The sequence below is a fragment of the Acinetobacter sp. AYS6 genome, from assembly GCF_025630795.1.
In the GTDB taxonomy this organism is placed as follows: domain Bacteria; phylum Pseudomonadota; class Gammaproteobacteria; order Pseudomonadales; family Moraxellaceae; genus Acinetobacter.
In genome coordinates, this window is sequence record NZ_JAOTNV010000004.1 from 35,662 (window position 1) to 60,421 (window position 24,760).

28 protein-coding genes are annotated in these 24,760 nt (G+C 36.9%); 18 read left to right on the top strand and 10 right to left on the bottom strand.

What is annotated here, in order from left to right:
- Window positions 1-3: 3 nt before the first annotated feature.
- From OD757_RS00995 to OD757_RS01020, 6 genes are all read left to right on the top strand, one after another.
- Window positions 4-612 (top strand): OB-fold-containig protein, encoded by a 609-nt coding sequence (locus OD757_RS00995; RefSeq protein ID WP_005040085.1) that lies wholly within the window; start codon window positions 4-6, stop codon window positions 610-612.
- 379 nt (window positions 613-991) lie between these two features.
- Window positions 992-1,186, top strand: a complete 195-nt coding sequence (gene cydP, locus OD757_RS01000) for a cytochrome oxidase putative small subunit CydP (RefSeq protein WP_009392703.1) — start codon at window positions 992-994, stop codon at window positions 1,184-1,186.
- A complete protein-coding gene (locus OD757_RS01005; protein ID WP_263031006.1) occupies window positions 1,186-2,772 on the top strand; it encodes a cytochrome ubiquinol oxidase subunit I in 1,587 nt (528 codons plus the stop codon). Before cydP ends, OD757_RS01005 begins: the two co-directional genes overlap by 1 nt.
- Window positions 2,769-3,914 (top strand): cytochrome d ubiquinol oxidase subunit II, encoded by a 1,146-nt coding sequence (cydB, locus tag OD757_RS01010; RefSeq protein ID WP_263030569.1) that lies wholly within the window; start codon window positions 2,769-2,771, stop codon window positions 3,912-3,914. The genes OD757_RS01005 and cydB overlap by 4 nt, the downstream gene beginning before the upstream one ends.
- 10 nt (window positions 3,915-3,924) lie before the next feature.
- Window positions 3,925-4,026 carry a cytochrome bd-I oxidase subunit CydX gene (gene cydX, locus OD757_RS01015; protein WP_000270276.1) on the top strand — a complete coding sequence of 34 codons (102 nt, stop codon included), beginning with the start codon at window positions 3,925-3,927 and terminating at the stop codon, window positions 4,024-4,026.
- The gene (locus tag OD757_RS01020) at window positions 4,027-4,326 is read left to right on the top strand and encodes a cyd operon YbgE family protein (RefSeq protein WP_263031007.1); all 300 of its coding nucleotides are present in this window, start codon (window positions 4,027-4,029) and stop codon (window positions 4,324-4,326) included.
- A 63-nt stretch (window positions 4,327-4,389) separates the two neighbouring features.
- On the opposite strand, the gene OD757_RS01025 is transcribed toward OD757_RS01020, so the two are convergent.
- From OD757_RS01025 to OD757_RS01045, 5 genes are all read right to left on the bottom strand, one after another.
- Entirely contained in the window at window positions 4,390-5,061 is a 672-nt protein-coding gene (locus OD757_RS01025) for a DUF2057 domain-containing protein (protein WP_263030570.1), read from the bottom strand.
- Window positions 5,062-5,277: 216 nt separating this feature from the next.
- Complete coding sequence (locus OD757_RS01030) at window positions 5,278-5,874, bottom strand: nitroreductase family protein (RefSeq protein WP_263030571.1); 597 nt, start codon at window positions 5,872-5,874, stop codon at window positions 5,278-5,280.
- 189 nt (window positions 5,875-6,063) lie between these two features.
- Window positions 6,064-7,176 (bottom strand): signal recognition particle-docking protein FtsY, encoded by a 1,113-nt coding sequence (gene ftsY / locus OD757_RS01035; RefSeq protein ID WP_263030572.1) that lies wholly within the window; start codon window positions 7,174-7,176, stop codon window positions 6,064-6,066.
- Between the two features lie 120 nt (window positions 7,177-7,296).
- Window positions 7,297-7,623: a hypothetical protein gene (locus OD757_RS01040; protein WP_009392650.1), complete on the bottom strand. Its 327-nt coding sequence runs from the start codon at window positions 7,621-7,623 to the stop codon at window positions 7,297-7,299.
- A gap of 98 nt (window positions 7,624-7,721) precedes the next feature.
- Window positions 7,722-8,081 (bottom strand): hypothetical protein, encoded by a 360-nt coding sequence (locus tag OD757_RS01045; RefSeq protein WP_009392611.1) that lies wholly within the window; start codon window positions 8,079-8,081, stop codon window positions 7,722-7,724.
- 215 nt (window positions 8,082-8,296) lie between these two features.
- On the opposite strand from OD757_RS01045, the gene OD757_RS01050 reads away from it, so the two are divergent.
- The 3 genes from OD757_RS01050 to OD757_RS01060 all read left to right on the top strand — a co-directional run bounded on the left by OD757_RS01050 (window position 8,297) and on the right by OD757_RS01060 (window position 9,691).
- Window positions 8,297-8,530: a hypothetical protein gene (locus tag OD757_RS01050; protein ID WP_003652111.1), complete on the top strand. Its 234-nt coding sequence runs from the start codon at window positions 8,297-8,299 to the stop codon at window positions 8,528-8,530.
- A 210-nt stretch (window positions 8,531-8,740) separates the two neighbouring features.
- Complete coding sequence (locus tag OD757_RS01055) at window positions 8,741-9,115, top strand: DUF2750 domain-containing protein (protein ID WP_009392607.1); 375 nt, start codon at window positions 8,741-8,743, stop codon at window positions 9,113-9,115.
- Window positions 9,116-9,259: 144 nt separating this feature from the next.
- On the top strand, window positions 9,260-9,691 hold the full coding sequence (locus OD757_RS01060; RefSeq protein WP_003652114.1) for a CBS domain-containing protein: 432 nt from the start codon (window positions 9,260-9,262) through the stop codon (window positions 9,689-9,691).
- Between the two features lie 53 nt (window positions 9,692-9,744).
- Here the strand turns inward: OD757_RS01060 and OD757_RS01065 are convergent, their stop codons facing one another.
- Window positions 9,745-10,953 carry an aspartate aminotransferase family protein gene (locus OD757_RS01065; RefSeq protein WP_263030573.1) on the bottom strand — a complete coding sequence of 403 codons (1,209 nt, stop codon included), beginning with the start codon at window positions 10,951-10,953 and terminating at the stop codon, window positions 9,745-9,747.
- A 227-nt stretch (window positions 10,954-11,180) separates the two neighbouring features.
- Here OD757_RS01065 and grxD point away from each other — a divergent pair, with 227 nt between their 5' ends.
- Window positions 11,181-11,522 (top strand): Grx4 family monothiol glutaredoxin, encoded by a 342-nt coding sequence (gene grxD, locus OD757_RS01070; RefSeq protein ID WP_004791933.1) that lies wholly within the window; start codon window positions 11,181-11,183, stop codon window positions 11,520-11,522.
- A 47-nt stretch (window positions 11,523-11,569) separates the two neighbouring features.
- On the opposite strand, the gene OD757_RS01075 is transcribed toward grxD, so the two are convergent.
- The gene (locus tag OD757_RS01075; protein ID WP_263030574.1) at window positions 11,570-11,893 is read right to left on the bottom strand and encodes a hypothetical protein; all 324 of its coding nucleotides are present in this window, start codon (window positions 11,891-11,893) and stop codon (window positions 11,570-11,572) included.
- 244 nt (window positions 11,894-12,137) lie between these two features.
- Here OD757_RS01075 and OD757_RS01080 point away from each other — a divergent pair, with 244 nt between their 5' ends.
- On the top strand, window positions 12,138-13,037 hold the full coding sequence (locus tag OD757_RS01080) for a LysR family transcriptional regulator (protein WP_009392643.1): 900 nt from the start codon (window positions 12,138-12,140) through the stop codon (window positions 13,035-13,037).
- A 42-nt stretch (window positions 13,038-13,079) separates the two neighbouring features.
- Here OD757_RS01080 and map read toward each other — a convergent pair whose 3' ends face one another.
- Window positions 13,080-13,874 carry a type I methionyl aminopeptidase gene (gene map, locus OD757_RS01085; protein ID WP_009392682.1) on the bottom strand — a complete coding sequence of 265 codons (795 nt, stop codon included), beginning with the start codon at window positions 13,872-13,874 and terminating at the stop codon, window positions 13,080-13,082.
- Window positions 13,875-14,228: 354 nt separating this feature from the next.
- Here map and brnQ point away from each other — a divergent pair, with 354 nt between their 5' ends.
- The 3 genes from brnQ to OD757_RS01100 all read left to right on the top strand — a co-directional run bounded on the left by brnQ (window position 14,229) and on the right by OD757_RS01100 (window position 16,660).
- Complete coding sequence (gene brnQ, locus OD757_RS01090) at window positions 14,229-15,530, top strand: branched-chain amino acid transport system II carrier protein (protein ID WP_009392598.1); 1,302 nt, start codon at window positions 14,229-14,231, stop codon at window positions 15,528-15,530.
- Window positions 15,531-15,719: 189 nt separating this feature from the next.
- Window positions 15,720-16,139: a GlcG/HbpS family heme-binding protein gene (locus OD757_RS01095; protein WP_009392680.1), complete on the top strand. Its 420-nt coding sequence runs from the start codon at window positions 15,720-15,722 to the stop codon at window positions 16,137-16,139.
- A gap of 266 nt (window positions 16,140-16,405) precedes the next feature.
- Complete coding sequence (locus OD757_RS01100; RefSeq protein WP_034678891.1) at window positions 16,406-16,660, top strand: hypothetical protein; 255 nt, start codon at window positions 16,406-16,408, stop codon at window positions 16,658-16,660.
- 25 nt (window positions 16,661-16,685) lie between these two features.
- Here the strand turns inward: OD757_RS01100 and OD757_RS01105 are convergent, their stop codons facing one another.
- Window positions 16,686-17,141: a hypothetical protein gene (locus tag OD757_RS01105; protein ID WP_263030575.1), complete on the bottom strand. Its 456-nt coding sequence runs from the start codon at window positions 17,139-17,141 to the stop codon at window positions 16,686-16,688.
- 141 nt (window positions 17,142-17,282) lie between these two features.
- Here OD757_RS01105 and OD757_RS01110 point away from each other — a divergent pair, with 141 nt between their 5' ends.
- From OD757_RS01110 to OD757_RS01125, 4 genes are all read left to right on the top strand, one after another.
- Window positions 17,283-18,143: an alpha/beta fold hydrolase gene (locus OD757_RS01110; RefSeq protein WP_263030576.1), complete on the top strand. Its 861-nt coding sequence runs from the start codon at window positions 17,283-17,285 to the stop codon at window positions 18,141-18,143.
- A 320-nt stretch (window positions 18,144-18,463) separates the two neighbouring features.
- On the top strand, window positions 18,464-21,319 hold the full coding sequence (ptsP, locus tag OD757_RS01115) for a phosphoenolpyruvate--protein phosphotransferase (RefSeq protein ID WP_263030577.1): 2,856 nt from the start codon (window positions 18,464-18,466) through the stop codon (window positions 21,317-21,319).
- Window positions 21,320-21,334: 15 nt separating this feature from the next.
- A complete protein-coding gene (gene pfkB / locus OD757_RS01120) occupies window positions 21,335-22,282 on the top strand; it encodes a 1-phosphofructokinase (RefSeq protein WP_263030578.1) in 948 nt (315 codons plus the stop codon).
- Window positions 22,269-23,987, top strand: coding sequence for a fructose-specific PTS transporter subunit EIIC (locus OD757_RS01125; RefSeq protein ID WP_263030579.1), 1,719 nt, complete (start codon window positions 22,269-22,271; stop codon window positions 23,985-23,987). The genes pfkB and OD757_RS01125 overlap by 14 nt, the downstream gene beginning before the upstream one ends.
- Before the next feature lie 103 nt (window positions 23,988-24,090).
- Here the strand turns inward: OD757_RS01125 and OD757_RS01130 are convergent, their stop codons facing one another.
- Window positions 24,091-24,594, bottom strand: coding sequence for a hypothetical protein (locus OD757_RS01130; RefSeq protein ID WP_263030580.1), 504 nt, complete (start codon window positions 24,592-24,594; stop codon window positions 24,091-24,093).
- Window positions 24,595-24,760 lie beyond the last annotated feature (166 nt).

Below are 24,760 nucleotides of genomic sequence, written 5' to 3' on the forward strand. Positions count from 1 at the left end.
GCCATGGCTGATTTCTTTTTCAATTATTATCTTATGCCATTTCATTTAAGTGTAGTGGCTTTGATATTGCTCAGCGTGGTAGAAACCATTGGTATGTATATTGGACTCCGTCCAAGTCAGTTACTCAAAAAAATTGCCCCAGATTGGCTTTCTAACTCACCGCTACTTAATGTTAAATTTTCTAAAGCTCTAATTTTCGTTTTTTTACTCATCAATTTCAGTTATGCAGGTTACTTTTTACAACTCTCTTTCTTCGCAATACAACACTACTTTATTTCACCATTTTATTTGATTGTGCCTGCACTTGTGATCGCAATCTTTTTTACGGTGTTCATGATTCACTGCCTTGATCAAGTGATTAAGCCCAAGCTAACACATACTAACTATAACCTTTTAGGGCGCTTAGCCACTATTTCCAGTGGTAATGCCAGACCAGGCTTTTCAGCTCAAGCACGCGTACGTGATGAATTTGGTCAACTTCACTATGTTCAAGTAGAACCAGAATATGGTGAACTCGAATTATATTCCCAAGTCATTCTTGTCAGAGTGCATAAGAGCCATTATGTAGCTAAGAAAATTTCTATATCAAACGACCTTTTCGCACCCGATTAATTCTTAATTACTCTTGTAGTTTCTTATCTTTTTTTTGCAGGCTTCATTACGCCTGCATTTTATTATTTTCTTTTTAGTTAATTATTTATTATTCCGACCAATTTAGTTAGAAATAAAATTTATAAATATTATATACAACCATTTTAGTCGGTATTTAATTAAAACAAACTATTTTAATAAACTTTATATTTTTATTTATAAGCAATTTAGTAGGAATTAATAGTTAATTCAAACCATTTTAGTATGGTATTTATTTTAAGATAACAAGATATTGTTTTATATAAACTAATTATTTAAATATTCATTTTAAATATATTTAATGTTTATTTTTATTATATTTTGATTAATAATAAAATTAATATCAAATGAGGTTTAGTTTATGAGCCTTAATTTTCAAAATCTTAATCGTCGTTTAATTAAAGAAATCACTATTATTCTAATAATAAAAATAGTGCTTCTTTTAACGATTAAACATATTTGGTTTGATGCTCCCACCATCCCCAAAAATTTCGACAATCAGGTCGCCGAGCATATTGCTGGCGATAACATTTCCCACATTAAGGAGACACGTTGATGATTTCTGAAAGCGTGGTTGATCTTTCGCGGTTTCAATTTGCGATGACCGCAATGTATCACTTTCTTTTCGTCCCTTTAACTTTAGGTTTAGCATTCATCCTTGCCATTATGGAAACCACCTATGTCATTTCTGGTAAAGAAATTTACAAAGATATGACTAAATTTTGGGGAAAATTATTTGGTATTAACTTTGCTTTAGGGGTAACGACTGGCTTAACAATGGAGTTTCAGTTTGGAACAAACTGGGCTTATTACTCACATTATGTCGGTGATATTTTTGGTGCACCATTAGCAATCGAAGGCCTGATGGCATTCTTCCTTGAGTCAACATTTATTGGTCTATTCTTCTTTGGATGGGACCGTTTAACTAAGGTTCAGCATCTAGGGGTGACTTGGTTAGTGGCGCTTGGTTCCAACATGTCAGCGCTCTGGATTTTAGTGGCGAATGGATGGATGCAAAACCCAGTAGGTGCAGCATTCAACTTTGAAACAATGCGTATGGAATTAGTTGATTTCGGTGCGCTTATCTTTAACCCTGTAGCTCAGGTTAAATTCGTCCACACTGTATCTGCGGGTTATGTAACTGGTGCAATTTTTGTACTTGCTATCTCAAGCTACTACTTGCTTAAAAAACGTGATCTACCTTTCGCACGTCGTTCATTTGCAATTGCTGCAATTTTCGGTCTTGCATCTACACTTTCAGTGATTTTGTTAGGTGATGAATCTGGCTATGAACTAGGTGATGTTCAAAAAACCAAACTAGCTGCAATTGAAGCAGAATGGGATACTCACCCTGCTCCTGCTCCATTTACTTTATTTGGCATCCCAAACCATGAAGAAATGCGGACAGATTATGCAGTTAAAATTCCGTATGCACTAGGCTTAATTGCAACTCGCTCAATAACCAAAGAAGTTACTGGTCTTAAAGACCTCATGCAGCAGCACGAAGTTCGTATTCGTAACGGTATGCTTGCCTATGCTGAACTTGAAAAATTACGTGCAGGTGATCGCTCATCGGAACTATTGGCTTCATTTGAAAAAAATCAAAAAGATCTGGGTTATGGCCTACTTCTTAAGAAATATGCACCAAATGTAGTTGATGCTGACGAGCAACATATTAAAGCTGCTGTAAAAGACACTGTTCCAAATGTTACAGCACTATTTTTCTCTTTCCGCGCTATGGTTGCATCGGGCTTCTTAATGCTCCTACTTTTCATTTTAGCGACTTGGTCGGTAGCAAAAAGAAATGCTGAAAATAAACCTTGGCTACTTAAATATGCGTTATTTGCTTTGCCACTTCCTTGGATTGCTGCACAAACTGGCTGGTATGTAGCTGAAGGTGGCCGTCAACCATGGTCTATTGGTGAAATCTTACCAACCCACCTATCTACTTCTAGCTTAAGTACGGGTGATGTATGGGGCTCGATTCTTGCGCTAGCAGCGTTCTATACCATCCTTTTGATTATTGAAATGTATTTAATGATCAAATTTGCTCGCTTAGGACCAAGCTCTTTGCACACTGGCAAATATCATTTTGAAAAGCAAGAACCGAAAACAGTTGTTAATGGGGAGGCCTTATCATGATTGAATATGAACTATTAAAAATCATTTGGTGGGTGTTGGTGGGCATACTTCTGATCGGCTTCGCTCTCACTGACGGTTTCGATATGGGCTCCATGGCGCTTATGCCTTTCGTTGGAAAAACTGATAGTGAACGCCGTGCCGCCATCAATACCATTGCACCGCATTGGGATGGTAATCAGGTATGGTTCATTACAGCTGGGGGGGCACTATTTGCCGCATGGCCGATGGTCTATGCAGTAGCCTTCTCTGGCATGTACTGGGCATTATTGCTGGTTTTATTCGCCCTTTTCTTGCGACCAGTTGGCTTCGATTACCGTTCAAAACTTGAAAACACAAAATGGCGTAATTCTTGGGATTGGGGCCTGTGTATTGGCGGTGCTGTACCAGCGCTTGTATTTGGTGTGGCCTTTGGTAATTTGTTCTTAGGTATTCCTTTTAGTTTAGATAGCACATTACGCTCTGAATATACTGGCAGTTTTTTTGCGCTTCTTAACCCATTTGCCTTAGTTTGTGGTGTTGTGAGTCTATCAATGCTTTGTGCGCACGGTGGTGCATGGCTCATGCTGCGTACTGATAAAGCTTTAAAACAGCGCTCTGCTAAAGCAACGCAGATTATGGCCGCTATATTTTTGATCAGTTTCCTTGTTATTGGCGCATGGCTCTATTTCGGGCAAGTTCCAGGTTATAGCTATGCTGTTGCCATTGATCCAAATGCTGCACTTAACCCTTTAGCTAAAGAAGTGGTGACTAATAGCAATCCGGGTTGGATGAACAACTACAGTACCTATCCAATTACTAAAGTTGCTCCAGCTCTTGCAATATTAGGCGCCATCATTGCAATTTTTGCCTCTTCAAAAACAAAAGCAGGCTTAAGTTTTACTGGCACAAGTTTAATGATTGTAGGAGCAATTTTAACTGCTGGTTTTGCCCTATTTCCGTTCCTACTTCCATCTAGTATCAATCCCAACTCTAGCTTGACGATGTGGGATGCTGTCTCAAGTCACCTTACGTTAGGCGTTATGACTGTCGCAGCCTGTATTTTTGTTCCTCTTATTTTGATCTATACCAGTTGGTCTTATTACAAAATGTGGGGAGTCATTACCAACAAACACATCGAGTCAAACTCGCATAGCTTGTATTAAGGAGAACACAATGTGGTATTTCGCATGGATCCTAGGCATTTTGATGGCATGTTTTGCGGGTGTACTCAGTGCACTTTATATCGAACATCATCAAAATTTAGATGAGGAATAAATAATGGCAAAAGCAATGACAGCATCAAATCATCGAAAAGCTCAAGCATTTGCAATGGCCCTTTCTTTTCTGTTGGCATTGCCTCTTGCTGCAATTTTGTTGGTTTACCCTTCACTCATGCTAGATGCTAACGGACACTACAATCATAGCCAGCTTATGTTGGTGATGATTGGTATTTCTGGTGGTTTTATTTATGGAGTGGGTTTTGTACCTCACTTCTGGTTATGGAAATGGCTATTTAGCCCATGGGTGGCTTGGCCTCTCATGCTTTTAGGCTATTACATCTGGTTTCTAACCTAAACAAAAAGACCTCATTTGAGGTCTTTTTTCATTTCGAGCAATTTAATAGGTGCTGATCACAAATTAATTTGATTGTTCAGCTAACCACGCCATAAATTTTTGACGCTCAGCTTTAGAAGCTTTCTGCCAAGTTTCAACTAAACGTTGATCATTCGTTTGTACTCCACCTGTTCCTGCCATAGACGTTGCAGTCGGCACAACAACTTGAGTGGAAGTAGGTTTAGCCGATGCATATACTGCTTCAGGCTGTGGTTTAGATGATCTAGTTGTAAAGTCAGTTACTTTACCCAACAAGCCAGTTGCAAACCATGGTTTTGCTTCATTGTTAGCGCCCGTTTGTTTCACAATTAATTCATTATTTGCACTGTACAAAGCAACTGTTGGTTGTTCAGCATATTTTTTCGCTTTTTCAAAATCTTTAGGCACATCTACCATTGAAAGCTTATAAGTTTTCCCATCTTGCAATGCAGGCGTTTGGATTGTGACTACACCAGATTTAACAATGTCATGCTCACCATTTAAATGTTCAAAGTATTCTTGGTAGCGCACGCTTAAGCTCGTCTCACCTGCATCGACCTTATAATTATTTTTAGATGAGCGAAATAACCCAGAACTGACTTCTTGACCATTTACAGCAAGGATTACAATTTCCTCTGGTGCTGTAATTGTAACTGCTGAAAATACTGAACCGCTGAGTAATAAACCAATTGCAGCAACACCTAATCTTAAAGTCATCTGTTTCTTTCTCAATATTTGATAAGCTATGAAATCATGAGCAATATGCAATATGATTGTGACTATTTGATGACAGTGTCATTAATGGCTAGTTTTCCTATTTATTATTTTTAAATATTCAATTGAATTTAATCATTATCTATTTTATTTAGTTTTTTCACTATTATTAAAAAAGAAAAAAGAGTACCTATTTAGGTACTCTTTTTTGAATTTGCATTAATTGAAAGTTTTGAAACGATCAGCATCATTAATAAATGCTTTTTCGCCTGCTGGAGCTTCAACCGAACCAAATACTAATTGAGCACGTAATTTCCAAGTTGCTGGAACATCAAATGCTTCAGCTGCTTCAGCATCAACAATCGGGTTATAATGCTGCAAAGATGCACCTAAACCAAGCTCTGAAAGCGCAGTCCAAGTTGCAAATTGAGCAATCGCGCTTGAATGTTCAGACCATACTGGGAAGTTATCTGCATATAATTCGAATTGCTCTTGTAAGCTTTTAACAACAGCTTGGTCTTCATAAAATAGAACCGTACCAACACCAGCAACAAAGCTATCAATTTTTGTGTTTGTACCAGCAAAAGCTTCTGCAGGAACAATTTTACGCAATGCTTCACGAACTAAATTCCAGAATTTAGCATGTGATTCACCGTATAGTGTCACCACACGTGAAGATTGTGAGTTAAAAGCTGAAGGACTATGTTTAACCGCTTCACGGATAGTTTCTTCAATTTTAGTGCGATCTAATGCAATATTTTTACCGATTGCATAAATTGTACGACGATTTTTAATTTTATCTAAGAAAGTAGACATTTTGTTATTTCCTACCTATTTGATTGACCATGGGCCGTTGTTTGGGAATGAATACAGTGTATTAAAGTCATTTTTCATAATCAGCATTAAAAATATGACAGTTCGTTTTATTTTCGCAACAATAAAAAAAGATATACATATAAAAAAGCTCCACCATGTTAGTGAAGCTTTTTTATTGCTGACAACTAATTATTTATCTGTTTCAAACAGTGCAGCAACAAATGATTTAGCCGAGAATGGTCTTAAATCATCAATTTTTTCACCAACACCGATAAAACGAATTGGCACATGGGTGCGACTTGCAATATTAAAGAGCACGCCACCTTTCGCAGTTCCATCTAACTTGGTAATTGTAATACCTGTTAGGCCCACAGCTTGGTCAAACTCTTGCACTTGGTTAATTGCGTTTTGACCAGTGCCCGCATCTACCACCAACATAATTTCGTGAGGTGCAGTTGCATCAATTTTTTGCATCACGCGTTTAACTTTTTTAAGTTCTTCCATCAGGTTGCTTTTATTATGTAAACGACCTGCTGTATCTGCAATTAATACGTCAATTCCTTTAGCACGAGCACTTTCAAAAGCATCAAAAATAACGGAAGCACTATCAGCACCGTGACCTTGTGCGACCACGGAGATATCGTTACGTTCACCCCAGATTTGTAATTGTTCTGTCGCTGCGGCACGGAACGTATCCCCTGCAGCCAACATCACTTTTTTACCTTCACCTTGCAAACGCTTCGCCAATTTACCAATAGTTGTGGTTTTACCAACACCATTTACCCCAACCATTAAAATCACATAAGGCGATTTGTTGGGGTCAATATGCAAAGGTTTAACACGTGGAGCCAACAAAGCAACCAACTCTTCTTGCAACGCCTTATAAAGAGAGTGGGAATAGATCAAATCACCACGAGCTGTACGCTCTGTCAAATTGGTAATGATTGTTTTAGTGGCCTCAACGCCAATATCTGCAACCAATAGTTGCTCTTCGACTTCTTCCAGTAATTCATCGTCAATTTCCTTACCACCGATTAAGATATTGACCATACCATCAGCGAAATTACGACGAGTTTTGGTTAAACCTTCTTTCATCCGGCCAAAAAAACCAGATTTTGGTTGTTCAACCGCTGTATCTGTAGAAGCCAACTCAACCTTGGCTACTTCAATATTTTCTTGTGCTTTAACAGGAGATTCAACGATGGGAACATCGATAGCAGGTAAATTAGGTAATGTGACATCGTCATCACCGATCTCAGCATCTATCAAGAATTTATTTTGCATATTCGATTGTTGCTCCATGCGGATTCCTTGAAAAGCAGCGCGTTTAAAAAGATAAAGTTTAGCATAAATTCAAAATTTTGCCTGCCACAATAGTGCTCAAAAAGCTTTGGAAACCAAGATTTAGCCTGATTAATCCAATTACTGGGTATCTTCTTGGGCAAGTGCAGGATATTGCTTAATACGAGCACCTTCAAATTGGTAAGCATGCATTAGCTTTAAATAATCTGCCCGATGAATTTCTGATTGAGCTATTAACAACTCAGCCATATCTTGAGTTCTTGGATAAGTCGCCTGATGAGAAAGTTGTATAATTCGTTGATATTGTTCCGGACTAACAGGCCGAAGTAATGCTAAATATGACAGCACAAAAATACAGCCAATGACAATAACCACAAATAGGTTAAAACATTGATCAACTTTTAACTCAGACTTTAATTTAAGAAAATTTTGTTTGAATATGAGCATGACCTACCTCGAATTAGTGTAGTGTAGGGTTCAATGCTCATAAGCACAAGATCAAACATCCAGTAAGGTTAATAATCGTACCTTACTGGATAGAATGCTTAACTTATTAATGAACGAATGACAGAAAAGTATAAAATTGCAGCAATAATCACCAATACTAAAAGCATCGCAAAAATACTTAACCCTTCTTCTGCATCTGCTGGATGCAACTCGTCATCGTCAGCAATTTTCCGAAGTTCACCATCATAAACTTGATAAAACCAGTTTTTTTGAGCAGGTTCCAAATGCCCAGCAAAATCAAATACTCTTTTGCGCTGTGCAAGACAATAATCACCTAAATGGATTTCCTGATGAAAGATAGCTTCATCTAATAATTTACGGTGATAATGGGCCAGTTCTATGATTTGTTCCTCTTTAGGCGGAGTATCAAAAACAAAGCCGTCGATTGTATTTGTCATATTTTATTCTCCTTGTCTTTTATTCTCATATTGATTTTAATCAAAATTATTTGTGAATAATGTTTAATCATGTATCCTAATAGTGAATTAAGCGATTGCACGAATAGTTGACAAATCCATCAATTTGTAATATTAGTTTAATAATTCTAAGTTAAATTAATTTAAAGGCAGTGACCTTTAGAAAAAGTAATCATAATTACAATAAGGAGTTTTATATGATTCAACGTATCTCTCATCATGATTTAGAACATGTATACGCAACTGCAGTAAACACAATTCATTCTCAAATGAATTTTCAAGATGCAGTTACACAGTTAGAAGAAGTTGCTCGCGCTGGGCACGGTAAAGCTGCGCTATTCTTAGCAGAATTGTATTATCAAGGTTTCCGTGTTGAACGTGACTCACTTAAAGCACAATATTGGCAAAAGTTAGCCACAATGCAAGCATAAAGAAACGTCACCTAGGTGGCGTTTTTTTACGTCTGTAAAAAACCCAAAGTTATCAATTTGTCTAAAGCCTTACTTCGCTACTTCAGTTTCGGCTCAATTCACATTTTTATAGCAGTGAATATTTGTTTACGATTTGATACCTGTTTAAACTGAAATGTCATCTATTTTTTCTATAATAAGCAAGACAAGTTAAGAACCATTAAATTGACAATGAATAGTTTAAGCAATCTACAACCGGTTTCAAAAGACTTGATGATTAAGATTTATATTTTAAGAACCATGATGTATTGCGGAGTTCTTTGGGGATTATTTCATCAAGGATGGGCAATTAAATCAGATCAGGAAGACTTTATTTTCCCTTTTTGGCTCAATGGCTTGCAAGCTCACCGCTATGCGAAAGAACATTGGCCACATTACAAACCAAGAAGAATTACTCCCAAAGATTTCCACGAATCTTTATTGCCAACCTTAACCAGACTCAACGTTACGCCAGCTTTGTTTAATTCCTCTCATCGAAAGTTGAAATTATCTACTCAGCAAATGCATCATTTCTTTTTTAAACAACCGCACTGGCAAGAAGCCTAAAAATTCTTTAGGTTCTTAGCCACTATTTAGAATGCTTTTTGAACGCTTGATTGTAAAACTTGTATTTGAATGACTATCAAGTCTTTGCATTTTTATAAAATCAAGCTAATTTAAAACAAAATGATAAAACACGGGACAGAAGAAATGACAATCGTTGCACAAGTAATCAAAAACAAATCAGAACAAGATATTTTTACAATTTCTCCAGAAGCCACTGTCCTTGAAGCGATTAAGATTATGGCTGATAAAGGAATTGGTGCGTTAGTAGTAGCTGATGGCGAAAAAGTTGTCGGAATTTTATCTGAACGTGACTACACGCGAAAAGTGACACTTATGGAGCGTTCTTCATATAGCACTACAGTCGCTGAAATTATGACATCTAAAGTACTTACTGTAAGCCTGAACAACACCGTGGAAGAGTGTTTACAGTTAATGACAGATCGCCATTTACGTCATTTACCTGTATTGGACAATGAAAAATTAGTTGGTTTTATCTCTATTGGTGACTTGGTAAAAGCAGCAATGGAAGATCAGAAGAACCTCATTGAACAGTTAAAACAGTATATCTCTGGTTAATAATTTGAAATAAAAAATGGGCATATACATGCCCATTTTTTTATTACTAATACTTAAAGATAGTTATTAATTAAAGCGACTAAACGCTCTAACAAATCATCAGCCTGCGCTTGAGTCATATTAATAGGTGGTAATAGGCGAACGACTGAACCTGCTGTAACGTTGATAATAAGCTTGTATTGATCACGCGCAATGGCAACAAGTTCAGCACAGTCTTTCGGCAATTGAATACCAATCATCATACCAAAACCACGCACTTGAACATTCTTGTCAGCTAACTGGGCACGAAGTTGATCAACAATATAACGTCCTACTACTGCCGCATTTTCTACAGCATTCTCTTTTTGGATTGTATCAATTACTGTATAAACCACGCGAGAGCCTAATACAGTACCGCCATAGGTAGAGCCATGACTACCAGGTCCTAATAAACCAACAGCTTTACCTTGTGTCATTACTGCTCCGACCGGAAAACCATTTCCAAGCCCTTTCGCAGTCGTCAAGACATCAGGCACAATATTGGTATGCTGGTATGCAAAATATTTACCAGTACGGCCATTCCCTGTTTGAATTTCATCTAGCATCATTAACCAATTATGCTGATTACAAATATTACGCACTTCTTCAAGATAGCTAAAGCCTTGAGGAGCAGTATTAATACCCCCTTCACCTTGAATTGGTTCAATCAAAATTGCCACGATGTCTGGATGCTGCAATGCTGCTTCTTGAATTGCTTCCACATCACCAAATGGCACACGAATAAAATCGTTAGTTAAAGGAGCAAAGCCATCTTGTACTTTCTTATTACCTGTTGCTGAAAGTGTTGCTAAAGTACGACCATGAAAAGATTGTTCTGCCACAATAATCTTTGGTAAACGTACGCCTTGTTGAGTACCAAATTTACGAGCAATTTTAATTGCACCTTCATTTGACTCAGCACCACTATTTGAAAAGAAGATTTCTTCCATGCCTGAAACTTCAGCAAGTTTCTGAGCAGCTGCAGTTTGCCAAGGAATTTCAAATAAATTACTTGTGTGCACAAGTGTTGCAGCTTGTTCAGCAATTGCTTCCGCAATAACTGGGTGTGCATGACCTAAACCACATACAGCAATACCAGTTAAAGCATCTAGATATTCTGTACCATCTTCAGTATATAGATATGCCCCTCGGCCTCGTACAAAACTGATCGATTGGCGACCATAAGTAGCCATTAAGTGTGATGGTTGATCAGGTTGTATTGGAGCTAGGGTAATATCAGTCATAACGAACTCTGTCTGTATGAGGTTTTAAGAAGGGTTTATATAAGCAAAAACTGGCTCTGATGAAAAGTCTCATCAATCATTTATCTAAAATTTCGTCCGCTTTTTACTATCACTTCGGTTTATACAATAAAATATTGAATATTCAATGCAACTTTAAGTAATCAGGTGGTTTGCAAAGCAACATAAACACCCCCTATAATGCTGCTAGATTAGTTGAGGATCTATTTATGACTGAACAAGCACGTGATACTGAAGCGTTAATCCGCGATCAAATTGCGAAGCATCCCGTTTTACTTTACATGAAAGGCACTCCACAGTTTCCACAATGTGGTTTCTCTGCACGTGCAGTAGAGGCGCTCAGTCAAATTGGTCGTCCATTTGCATATGTAAATATTTTGGAAAATCCTGATATTCGTGCAATGTTACCAGCAATTGCGAATTGGCCTACATTCCCGCAACTTTGGGTAAATGGCGAACTGATTGGCGGTAGCGATATCATGCTTGAAATGTTCCAAAATGGCGAATTAAAACCATTAGTAGAACAATATAGCGCTGCACCAGAAGCGTAAATAATAAAAAAGCCAATCAATTGATTGGCTTTTTTATAAGCTCAATTTTAAAATTCGCTTACCCCCACATAGCGAAATAAACCTTCCACACCTAAGTCAGATTTTAAAACAATCAAATTTTCATAGCTTGTTGTCGTTAGAGCTTCAAAAATATTCATATTTGGATCTTCGTGTAACTCATCCACATTCTGGTTCATGCGTTCTTCAAATCGATCTGCAACAAATTCAAAGCCCAAGTCCATAGCAATAAATAAAGTATGTTCACATGGCTGAACATATTGTTCTTGTGCCCAGTCAATGATCGCTCGTTTGCAAAATGGACACTCGATATTCGTAGAGGCATCGTTAAGTTCTATCAATTGATAAGGCATTAGATTTGAAAATTTGAGAAAAACATAGTGTAGAAGAAATTGATTAATAGTTCCATATATAGCCTAGAAACCTCTTTAAAACACCCACATTAAAATTACAATGTAATGACAACATAATTTCAAAATCTATTTTTATTAGTTAGATATTGAGTTTATCTCCTGCTTACAAAAAATTTAGTATAAGAATTATCGTTGCAAAAATAATAATGTAAAATCATGGTTGTTGCAGAAATAGGATATTTTAATGCTCACTGATCTTGATGATTTTTATTGTTTTGCTCTTGTTGTTGAGCATGGCGGCTTTAGTGCTGCTGAGCGTGTAACGGATATACCAAAATCAAAATTAAGTCGCCGCGTGTACAGCTTAGAAGAAAACTTAGGGGTTCGCTTAATCCAGCGTAGTTCTCGTCATTTTGCTGTTACAGATATTGGGATGGATATTTATAGACATGCTCAAGTCATGATGAACGCTGCACAAGCTGCTCATGATTTGGTTGATCATTTAAGTATTCAACCTAGAGGCGTGGTAAAAGTTAGTGTGCCTGTTGATATTGCTCAAAATCAACTTCCTAAAATCCTACCTGCTTTCTTAAAAAAATATCCAGAAATTCGTTTGCAACTCATGGTCAGCAACCGTCGAGTAGACGTCATTAATGAAGGGATTGATATTGCCTTACGCGTTCGCTCAAAACTGGATGATGATCCAAGTTTAGTTCTTAGACAGTTCGCGCTTATAGAACAAAGTTTATTTGCAAGTCAGGCCTATTTAAATGAGTTTGGGGATATAAAAAACCCAGAGCAACTCAGTGAACACCGCATTTTGAGTTTGTCTGAAGAGCATCTCGATCAACAATTCATTTTGCATGGACCTGACAATCAACAGAAGAAAGTCAAAGTTAGCCCTATTGTAATGGGCACAAACATACACATGTTAGCTCAATTAGCGAGTCAAAACTGTGGTATCGCATTACTACCAGAGAGTGCAGCAGAAGATTTCTTGAAGTCTGGACAACTTTTACAAATCTTACCAGAGTGGAAAGCTCCTCATGGAATATTACACGCCGTATATCCATCACGCCGAGGGTTACTACCCGCTGTTCGAGTATTCATTGATTATTTAGTTGAACATCTTTCTGAGCGTTAAAATAAAAAAGTTCGATAATTTATCGAACTTTTTTTATATTTTTCAAATTGCAGGGTAGTTTCCCACACCTTCGGGCCATGGGGTTAATAGTTCAAAACCAGTGTCTGTTACTGCAACCATATGTTCCCATTGAGCAGATAATGAATGATCTTGAGTAATGACTGTCCATCCGTCATTTAACTCTTTTACTTGCGGTCTACCTGCATTCACCATTGGCTCAATGGTAAAAACCATCCCTTTCTTTAAAACCAAGCCTTGCCCGCGCTGCCCATAATGCAAAACATTAGGTTGTTCATGATAGACCTTACCAATCCCATGCCCACAGTATTCTCGAACAATACTATAGCCTTCTCGGTGGGCAACCGACTGAATAGCATAACCAATATCACCTAATGTAGCTCCTGGCTTAACAGTGTGAATACCTGCAACCATGGCCTCATATGTTGTATCAACTAATTTTTTCGCTTGTGGATTTACATTACCCACAAAATACATGCGGCTCGTATCGCCAAAATAACCATCTTTAATAATTGCGACATCAATATTAATAATATCGCCATCTTTTAAAATTTTATTCGGCGATGGGATCCCATGGCAAACAACTTCATTGACTGAAGTGCATATCGTTTTTGTAAAACCGTGATATCCCACATTAGCAGGAATAACTTTTAAATTATTTACAATATAGTCATTACAGAGGTTATCTAAATACTCAGTAGATACGCCCGGTTTAATATAGGCCTCTATCATTTCTAAAACTTGTGCCGCCAAGCGTCCAGAAACTCTTAATTTTTCCAGATCTTGTTCAGTTTTAATGGTAACAGTAGAAGCTCTCATTCAATTCTATCCTCGCAGACAAGAAACATGCCCTTCCCTACAAAAACCTAAGGTAATTCAAAATATTTTAGGATGAATATAAGTCAGACCAAAAGTCTAAAATGCTTAAATATTCGGCATTCACAATAAAAATTTATCTTTTTATTCTTACATATTTTTTATAAAAAGTCAGAACTTAAAAAGAAGTTCTTTTCTCCTTTTAATGGCTTTTCAAGTACATACTTTAACCAAACAAACGCTTATAACACTATATATGGTTTTAACCATCTGAAAAAAAGCTTTTTCACATAAATTAGCGCTTGATCATGATTACTTTTGCTCTAAAATTCCTTCTTTTTTTATTAAATTTAATTTATGCAACATCTTCGTACCGGAGATATTATTGCCTTAGGTTTTATGACCTTTGCCCTTTTCATTGGGGCTGGCAATATTATCTTTCCTCCCATCGTTGCTCAACAAGCTGGTGAGCATGTATGGTTAGCTGCACTAGGCTTTTTAATTACAGCTGTCGGCTTACCTGTAATTACCATCATGGCACTCTCTCGTATGCAGGGTTCCATTGAAATTATTAGTTCTCCCTTAGGTCGAGTAGCAAGTCTGATTTTGACAGTTATTTGTTATTTGTCAGTCGGCCCTCTATTTGCTACTCCTCGTACAGCTACTGTTTCTTATGAAATTGGTTTTTCCTCTTATTTTGGAACATCAAGTAGTAGCCTTTTAATCTATAGCGCAATCTACTTTTCATTTGTAACTTTAGTTTCACTTTATCCAAACAAATTATTGGATACAGTTGGACATGTACTTGCTCCGCTCAAAATTATTGCTTTAGCAATTTTAGGAATTGCAGCAGTCATGATTCCTGCGGGTTACGTACCTGCTCCGATTAACCATTACGTGGCATCTCCGGTTTCAGAGGGTTTCGTAAACGGTTATCTCACGATGGACACTTTAGGTGCACTCGTATTTGGTATCGTTATTATTCAAGCGATTTATTCTCGCGGCGTAACTGATAAAAAGTTAGTCACCAAATATGCAATTATTGCCAGTCTCATTTCAGGTGTTGGTCTTACTTTAGTCTATTTAAGCTTATTCAAATTAGGTTTAGGTAGCCATGAAGTAGCACCAAATGCAGCAAATGGCGCAGTAATTTTACATGCATATGTACAGCATGCTTTTGGAAATATGGGTTCATTATTCTTAACTGGACTAATCTTTTTAGCATGTATGGTTACAGCAATTGGCTTAACTTGTGCGTGTGGTGAGTACTTTGCTCAGCTAACCAAATTACCATATAAGCTTTTAGTATTTATTTTAGTTGGTTTCTCTTTCATTATTTCGAATCTTGGATTGACTAAACTGATTGCTATTTCAGTGCCTGTCTTAAGTGCAATCTATCCACCTGCAATTGTGGTGATTATGCTGAGCTTCTTTTGGAAATTTTGGCACAAACCTTCTTTTATTGTTGGTTCAGTAACAAGCATTGCTTTAATTTTCGGGATTATTGATGGCCTTAAAGTTGCAGGTTTTGGTGATTATTTACCTGAATTTCTTCAACATTTACCATTAAATGAACAGAACTTAGCTTGGTTGATCCCATCTTTAGTTGTTCTTGTAATTACCGTAATTATCGACAAAGTTAAATTCAAAAGTATTTAATCTAGTGACTTTTTTGAAATCGAGTTTTATCCAAACATGATTTTATATATTGAATAGAATGCTGTGTTTACCCAACCAGCATTTTATTTCCACACTAGTTTTTAATGACAAATCAACTATAGATATAATTAATTTTTACTGTAAAATTACACTAAAATAATTTTAGCTACTCAGGAAAGAAGAGCAACAATGAAAACTAAATATTACCTAACATTAGCAGATGCAGAGTTTTTAATGGAAGAAGCTCAAAAATATGCAATTGAACACAACTTTAAAGTCAGCATTGCGATTGTTGACGAAACAAGCTCTCTATTACTCATGAAACGTTTAGATGGCGCCTCTCCTTTAAGTTCACATCTATGCTTAGAAAAAGCAAAATGCTCTTCAATATCAGGTAGACCATCAAAATTTTACGAAGAACTTCTACAAAGTGGTCGTCTTGGTTTTTTAAGTATGCCTAGTGCTCAAGGGATGCTAGAAGGTGGGAAACCGATTATTCATGAAGGTGAAATTTTAGGTGCTATCGGTGTATCTGGTGTTCAATCTTTTGAAGATGCAGAAATTGCCCAACATGCAATTGATACCTTTTTTAAAAAGCAAAATAGCTAAAATAACGTGATAGGAAAGAGAAATTAATACACTTTTCACTTAAATAGTTTCTCTTTTCTAAAAAAGTAAGTATTTCATACAAAAATATTTAATATTTACTTTTTTAATACCTCAACCTTTTATAAATATAGAACTTTTTATAAAACTGCTCAAAAAATTTTCTATTCGCTATTGAATTGAATTAAAAATAGCAGTACAACATTAAACTTAAAACTTATTCTTGACTAAAACATTAGGTTTTAGCGCAACCACAAGGAGGGATGGAGATGTTATCATTACATTTCAACAAACAAGTCTTCATTAACACTCTGAACAGCAAAGATTCAGTTGTTTATGGAGTAACACCGCTTGCTCTTATGCTGACTTTACTGTTTCAAGGTATGATTAAAGGAAATCTGAAGCCCGAATACTTTATGTATGCGATGGTGGTTTCTTTCATATTTTGTCTGTGGGCCTTTGTCGATCATAAGATGCGAAAACTAGCTAAAAGACGTCTTAGTCAACAAAATTTGAATACTTAAAAAATGGATGAGTAATCATCCATTTTTATACATCTACAAATAAAAAAATTGTTCCAATAACTAAAATAGCTGTAGCCAACAATTCAGTAACAATCAATGCCACCATCATTAAAGACATTAACCACGAAGGTAGATTAAATCTACCTAACTGATGTGGAATTTTGAATTGATTTGTCGTGTCCTGTAAATATCCATGTATGATATAAACCAATATTGAAAAACTAAAAAATAAGACATTCGCCAGCACACACCACAAAGTAATATTTTCATTTAAAACAGTAAAATAACTTAATACAGCAAGAATTAGGCTAGCAGCTGCATAAAGCAAGCTACTGCGGTGAGCGATGTCAACATAATAATGGGCACGATGTAATTCTGAACGGCGTATTTGCCAATATTTCCACACTCCTGTAAACATTCCAATCCATAGAAATATGCCACTAAATACAATAGCCAACTGTACAGCTTTCGGTAAATCCATCTTTTTTCCAATTATTCGTTTTATTAAAATTTAATGAGCTGTATAGCATAAATCTTGACTTTATAGTCACATTTTAATCAAGTATCATTTTGGAACTCATGTAAATTAAAGTTATTAATAAGCCAATTATTACGTAATATTATGGATAACACCTTTGAATCATTTTGGATGACCTGTGAAGATGGTTATCAACTTGCTGCACAATTTTATCCAGCTCAATCAAAAAAGTCGGCAAATCCTGTTTTGATTTGTCCAGCCACAGGTATCACTAAAAATTTTTATCATCCTTTTGCTATATGGTTAAGCCAACAAGGTTATGACGTATTAAGCTTTGATTTCCGAGGAATTGGGGACTCATTGCATGGGCCTCTAAAGCAAAGCGATGCAAGTATTAATGATTGGGGAACGCTTGATATTCCTTGTGCAATTGATGCTTTATTAGAAAAAACCCGAGCAGAACAAGTTACTCTTCTTGGCCATAGTGCGGGTGGGCAACTGTTGGGAATCGTGCCTAATTTTCATAAAGTAGCAAAAGTTGTTGCGGTAGCAGGTTCTACTGGCCATGTAAAAGGACTTAAAGGTAAAACTAAGTTTCTGGCCCCTGTTATGTTTAACCTTATCTTTCCAATTTCTAGTACTTTAAAGGGTTATGGTGCTACTCAATTTATTGGAATGGGTGAAAACTTACCTAAAAAAGTCGCACAACAGTGGAGAGAATTTTGTAGCAATTCAGGTTATGTGAAAAATGCTATTGGTAAAACTATTTTTCATGACTTTCATACTGAAATTAATTGCCCTATTACTTCTATTTGGGCAAGTGACGATGAAATTGCCACTCAACACAATGTTGCAGATTTATTAAGTTTATATCCTAATGCATCTACTAAAATGCTAGAACTAGACCCTATAAAACTGGGCTATAAATCAATCGGACACATGTTAATGTTTAAGAAGTCACATCAAAAGCTGTGGTCAGTTTTAGAGCAAGAAATTCAACAATAATTTTAAATTCTATCATTTACTTTTTGCCTCTATGCCCGTAATCCGGTGTAGAGGTTTTTTTTATTATTAGCAGTCCCCTTTTTATAAAATTACTTTATTAAATTTATAGTTACTATAAGAAATTAAAATATAATAAGTATTAATTGCTTTGTATTTTAAATAAGCGTTTTTTACGTAAATACGTCGATATAGCCTTAAACTTCTGCTATGGTAATTTATCTGAAGCTGTTGTTTAAAAACGGTTAAACTAACCTATTTTAATACAAACAGCTTCTTTTTTTCTGTTTTAGCTAAACCAAAGAAATTGTTCAAGGATAAGTATGCTAGCACTCGAGCCTCGACATATTCATATGAATCAACATGCTGTTGATAAAAAGCATGCATTACAGTGTCTAGTAGATATATTAGTAAAAGATGGGTTAGTTACGCCTGAATATCTAACAGGACTCATCAATCGCGAACAGCAAAGCGCCACCTATTTAGGTCAAGGAATTGCAATTCCACATGGGACTCCTCAATCTCGTGAATTTATTTTAGAAACAGGTATTCGGTTAGCTCACTTCCCAGAAGGAATAATATGGGATGGGGAAAACACAATTTATTTGGCTGTTGTTATTGCAGCAAAATCTGATGAGCATTTACAAGTACTACAAATATTAACTCGAGCTTTAATGCAAGATGTAAGTGAACAGGTAAAAAATGCGACACAACCTGAACAAATTATTGAACTCTTGCAAGCTCAACCCCTATCTTTAACTTTGCACGAAAATTTAATTCAAACTGACATTGAATCTCAAGATATTGAAGATTTGTTATGGTCAGCTTCTCAAATTCTCAAAAAACATAATTTCGTAAAATGTGGTTTTTTAAGCTCACTTGATCCGGATCAAGTTATCCAGCTACAAGACCAGATCTGGTCTATTTCTAGCAATAAATTTGTTCAACAACCCGCAATTAGTATTGTAAAACCACGTAAAACTTTAGATATCGGTGGACAAAAACTAAATACGCTAGTTTGTATTGCTGCCAATGAGCAGTTAGATAACCAACGATTTAATCGACTGATTGATATTTTATTTAATCCCGAGCAAGTCGCACAGCTAGATCAAACACAGGCACCAAATGAAATTGCTAAAATTATTGGTGCAGATGTTATTCCAGATTGGCCTCATCGTTCGGTTGTATTAGCCAATGCCCATGGATTACATGCGCGACCAGCGACTCACTTGGTGAATTTAACTAAAAGTTTCCAAGGTGATATTCAAGTCGCAGTGGACGAAGGTAATTTTGTTTCTGCTAAAAGTTTGACGCGCCTCTTGGCTTTGGGATGTAACCGTGGTCAGACTTTACGTTTTATTGCCGAGCCAGAAACAGATGCTGTTGACGCTTTAGATAAAGTTATTCAGGCCGTGCAAGAAGGTTTAGGAGAGGAAGTTGAACCAATTCAATCTCCTGATACCCAAGAAGCTCAATCATCTCAAACAGTAACCCCACTGCCAAAAACATTGAGTACAAATACAGGTATTCCAGCTTCTAGTGGTCTAGCTTTTGGACCTGTACATGTCATTAAACCTAAGGTTTATCAATATGAACGCATGGGTTTAAGTGTTAAAGCAGAAAAAGAAAAACTGGATATTGCACTTCATGCAGTTAAAAACAATATTCATCAAGTGATTGCAAAATCTGAAGTTACTGAAATTAAGCAAATCTTCCAAGCACATTTAGAAATGCTTGACGATCCAGATCTTATTAATGGTGTTTATCAAAAGATTAACTTAAATCTTTCGGCTCCTGCTGCTTGGCATGAACACATTGAAGCCGCTGCTAAAGAGCAAGCAGCTTTACCGGACCGCTTACTGGCTGAGCGTGCTACAGACTTACGTGATATTGGCGATCGAGTTTTAGCTCAACTCTGTGGTGAAGTTATCATCGAAGAACCCAAAGAGCCTTATATCCTGATCATGTATGATGTGGGGCCAAGTGATGTAGCTCGTCTTAATAAAGATCGTGTAGCAGGTATTTTGACAGCTGTAGGTGGTGCAAGTGCCCATAGCGCTATTGTTGCTCGTGCTTTAGGGATCCCTGCAATTGTTGGTGCTGGTGACCAAGTACTAGATATTGAACAAAAGAGTTCTCTTTTAATTAATGGGGATACGGGAACTTTTATCTTAAATCCGAATACTCAGCAAATCGAATATGCAAAACAGGAACGTGAACTTCAACAGAAAATCCGCGAAGAAGCAGAACGCCACAGCCAAGAACCTGCAATTACTCTAGATCAACACCAGATCGAAATTGCTGCCAATTTAGGAAAAGTTCAAGCTACCGCTCACGCAGTAGAATGTGGTGCCGAAGCAATTGGCTTACTTAGAACCGAACTTGTTTTTATGGCTCATAGTAGTGCTCCAAGTGAAGCTACTCAAGAAGCAGATTATCGGGTTGTTTTAGATGCCCTTGCTGGTCGCCCACTTGTAGTACGTACTCTTGATGTAGGTGGTGATAAGCCACTTCCTTACCTTCCAATTGCTGAAGAAGAAAATCCATTTTTAGGTCTAAGAGGTATTCGTTTGACACTCAGACAGCCAGAGCTGTTACGTCAACAACTTATCGCTTTGCTTAAAGCCGCAGATAATCGCCCTTTACGAATCATGTTCCCAATGATTGGCCGTGTGGAAGAATGGCGTGCTGCCAAAGCCATTCTGGATGAAGTTAAAGCTGTACATCCATGTGCCAACTTACAAGTTGGTATTATGATTGAAGTTCCTTCCGCTGCTTTACTTGCGCCTATTCTTGCTCAAGAAGTAGACTTTTTCAGTATAGGAACAAATGACTTAACTCAATATACTTTAGCGATTGACCGTGGTCACCCTATCCTCTCGGCTGAAGCAGACGGCCTCCACCCAAGTATTTTGCAATTGATTGATCACACTGTAAAAGCTGCGCACAAACATGGCAAATGGGTAGGTATATGCGGAGAACTGGCAGCCGATCCAAAAGCTGTACCAATCCTTATGGGATTAGGTGTAGATGAGCTTAGTATGTCACCGAACAGTATTCCTTTGGTGAAAGCTCAAATTCGTACACTTAACTACAGCCAAGCTCAGATGCTTGCAAAACGCGCACTAGAATGTGAGAGCGCCAGTGCTGTACGTCAGTTATCCGAACAAGAAATTTAAAGATTAGGAACAGTAATGGCTAAAGTTTTAACAATTACTTTAAATCCTGCAATTGATGTAACCATCCAACTCAATGAATTACAAGTTGGTGAAGTAAATCGCCAAGAATCTGTAGAAATACATGCAGCTGGCAAAGGATTAAATATTGCACAGGTTTTAAAAGATTTAGGGCATGAGGTTATTGTTTCTGGATTTTTAGGAACAACAAACAAACAAATTTTTGATGATCATTTTAAAGAAGCTCAATTCCAACCTGAGTTTATTTATATTGAAGGCGAGACTCGTCAAAATATAAAAATTGCTGAACATTCTGGTCGTATGACCGATTTAAATGGAAAAGGTTTCTTAGTTTCTGAACTAGATAAAAAGAACCTCTTTCAAAAAATCGAAATGATTTTGCCACAGGTAGATGTAGTTGCCATTGCTGGGAGCCTTCCACAAGGTTTTAGTGTTGATGAGTTACAGCAACTTATTAAATTCATTCAACAGCAAGGAAAAAAAGTTGCACTTGATACAAGTGGTAAAGCATTGGTCGCTGCAATTGAATGTCAACCATGGATGATTAAACCAAATACAGATGAGTTATTCGAAAGCTATCAGCTTCCTGCTGCGACCTATGCTGAACAAAAAAAGCTTTTTGAAAACTTAGCTAAAATTGAGCATGTCGTTATTTCGATGGGCGAAGACGGTGTAAACTGGCTACACGACATACACCCACTTCATGCCAAAGCCCCTAAAGTGATCGTTAAAAGTACCGTTGGTGCAGGTGACTCTCTTTTAGCAGGCATGATTCATGGCTTAATAAATGGCTTCTCTGATGAAGAAACATTAAAAACTGCTACTGCAATTGCGAGCCATGCTGTCACACAAATTGGCTTTCGTATTCCCAATCCTGAAACGCTAAACCAGTTAAAAGCCCAAACTACAATCAATTCATTGAGTGAATCTGATGCTAACTGCTAAACATTTATTATTTGTCATTAATAGTCCGCAACAGCAAGTCAATGCTTTGATTTTAGCTCGGAAACTTGCACAAGTCGCATCCCAACAGGGTTATCCAAATAACATTATTTCGCTTGATGAATTCGAAATAAGTGAAAACTTTGATCAAGTCATTATTGTTGGACAACGCCCGAAAGATCTTAACAGCTTTGGTACACATCCATTATCTTTCATTAGCATTGAAGAAATCAAAAAGGATGCTCACACAGCTTTCCAAACTGCCTTAGATCATGTTAAGCCAGCACAAGATTGGCTAAGTGATAATAACTTGGCAGTAACTGCTGCTAAAAAGTTTGTTGCAATCACTGCGTGCCCTACGGGTGTTGCACATACTTTTATGGCTGCTGAAGCTTTACAACAAGGGGCAGAAAAACTTGGGTATGAGATTGAAGTAGAAACACAAGGTTCAGTTGGCGCAAAAAATATTTTATCAGCTCAAGCTATTGCTGAAGCGGACATTGTGATTCTTGCGACTGACATTGAAGTTAATACAGATCGTTTTGTAGGTAAGCGTGTTTATCGATGTAGTACTGGTTTTGCCTTAAAACAAACAGATAAAGCCTTTGCTGAAGCAATCAGTAATGCACAAGTTTTGGAACAAGGTAAGCAACAAACATCAGCAGAGAACAAAGATAAAACCGAAAAAGTTGGTATATATAAACACCTCTTAACTGGTGTTTCTTATATGTTACCTATGGTCGTGGCTGGAGGGCTTTTAATTGCCCTCTCCTTATGCTTCGGCCTAAATGCTGCTGAACAAGCAGGAAGCTTACCAGCCATATTAAAACAAATTGGGGCAGCTGCCTTCATGCTCATGGTCCCGATGTTATCGGGATATATTGCCTACTCAATTGCTGATCGCCCTGGTCTCGCACCTGGTTTGATTGGAGGTTTACTCGCCTCTCAATTACAAGCAGGTTTTTTAGGTGGTATTGTTTCGGGTTTTCTTGCAGGTTATATCGCACTATTTATCGCTAAAAAACTTAAACTTCCTACAAGTTTAGAAGCACTTAAACCAATTTTAATTATTCCGTTATTAGGTACGTTATTTGTTGGTCTTATTATGTTCTACGTGGTTGGACAACCTGTAGCACATATTTTCGAGCTAATGAAAGACTTTTTAAATAACATGGGTACAACAAATGCTGTGTTAATGGGAATTATATTAGCAAGCATGATGTGTATCGATTTAGGCGGTCCAATCAATAAGGCAGCCTACGCTTTTACTGTCGGATTATTGACAACAAATACCTATATGCCAATGGCAGCAACAATGGCGGGTGGTATGGTCCCTGCAATTGGTATGGCCATTGCGACTTTCATTGCTAAAAATAAATTTAGTACAGGAGAGAAAGATGCTGGAAAAGCTGCTTTCGTATTAGGGTTATGTTTTATTTCCGAGGGTGCTATTCCCTTTGCAGCTAAGGACCCAATGCGTGTTATTCCAACTTGCATTTTAGGTGGCGCTGTAACTGGAGCACTTGTTGCATTATTCCATTGCGAATTAGTTACTCCTCACGGCGGCGTATTTGTTCTTTTAATTCCAAATGCAATTAATCACGCTTGGTTTTACCTCGCTGCCATTGCAGCAGGTAGTATCGTTACAGGCATAAGCTATGCGATTGTTAAGAAAAAAATAGAAGAAAAAATTATGACCAGTGCATAATTTAAAAAGGGAGAATTTTATATTCTCCCTTTTTAAAACTATAACTTTATTAAATAAAACTTTAAATTGAAAACTGCTCAATTAACAGCTTCTACTACTCATATTATTTAATTTGAATAGCTCTTGCCATAATCTGTGCTGGCACTTCTTCTGCCAACATTACAGTTAAAGTTGGTTCTTTTTGAGATTTAGTAGATAAATTCTGCGCCTCTAAAACTGTATTGATATCTTTAGGAGCCAATTTAAACATGGCACCAGTTGCAGGATCTACAATTAAAATTCCGATTAAACCGCCAAAAAGAATATTACCAAAATACCAACCACTCAATGTTCCAGTAACTTCTACAGTTTTAGTTTGATAACCAGCTTTACTAAAGGTTACCTGATAACTTTCAGGTTTAAAATAACCTGCTCCCTTCTTCAAACTTACGGTGGCTGGTGTTTGTCCCGTATGAATTTTTACCCCTTTACGGTTTTTAATCTCAATTGTTGCAGATTCAGGAACACTAGTGAAAGTAAGTGTTTGCGAAGAACCAGAAACAATAGTTGCACAACCATTAATTCCCAAAGTTAGAGCAATCAACGAAGTAAGTAATAATTTATTCATCATTAAGCCAAAAAATTTATCAATAATTATTGGAGTGCGCACTATAATAAGCGAAACAAAAAATAACAATTAAAATACAAACTATTAGGTTAACAATTAAACATTTACTTAAGTAACAGTTGTTAAAATATAATTTATAGATAAAAAAGCTAAATTTACAAAGTTA